Origin of the sequence: Brevibacterium sp. S22 (assembly GCF_004745485.1) — a bacterium.
GTDB lineage: Bacteria > Actinomycetota > Actinomycetes > Actinomycetales > Brevibacteriaceae > Brevibacterium.
Genome location: NZ_RHFG01000072.1, coordinates 1 through 770 on the forward strand (window position 1 = coordinate 1; position 770 = coordinate 770).

The following is a 770-nucleotide window of genomic DNA, read 5'->3' on the forward strand; positions in this document are numbered from 1 at the left end:
CTGCCCTCAAACGTCGGCAAAAGAGCCCGACCGTTTGAGAACAACCGGCGAATCGTCGAAGGAATCGTCTACCGCTACCGCGCTGGCATCGCCTGGCGTGACCTGCCGCGCGAGCATTTCGGGCCGTGGCAGACAGTATGGAAACGTCACCGCCGCTACGCCGCCGACGGCACCTGGGACCGAGTCTTAGCTCGGGTGCTTTCCGATGCTGATGCTGCCGGTGACATCGATTGGAACATCTCCGTCGATGGCACCATCAATCGTGCTCACCAGCACGCGACGAACACGACACGCCTCGATCAGGACACAGGGGGCTACGTCGAATTACAAAAATCTGCCTGATTCGGAATGTGAACCCGCCGGGCACGGCATCGGTCGCTCACGTGGTGGGCTGACGACGAAGATCCATCATGCCGTCGACGGCAAAGGCCGGCCTTTGGCTGTCGTGGTCACCGGCGGACAGCGCCACGACGGGGTGATCCTGCCGCAGGTGCTGGCTGACATTCGAGTACCGCGGGTCGGCGGTGGTCGTCCTCGCACGTGTCCGGACGCTGTTCTGGCGGATCGAGCGTATGGGTCCAGAGCCAACCGCGACTATCTGCGTTCGCGTGGTATTCGGGCGGTGATCCCGGAGAAGAAAGACCAGATCGCGACTCGTAAGAAGCGCGGTAGCAAAGGTGGGCGGCCGCCGGCGTTCGACGCCGGTGTCTACCGGAACCGCAACGTGGTGGAGCGTTCGTTTGCCTACGTCAAGCAATGGCGGGGGTTAG

1 pseudogene is annotated in these 770 nt (G+C 62.7%); it reads left to right on the top strand.

The features are described from left to right. A pseudogene (locus EB835_RS20195) lies at positions 1–770 on the top strand (IS5 family transposase); the annotation flags it as partial.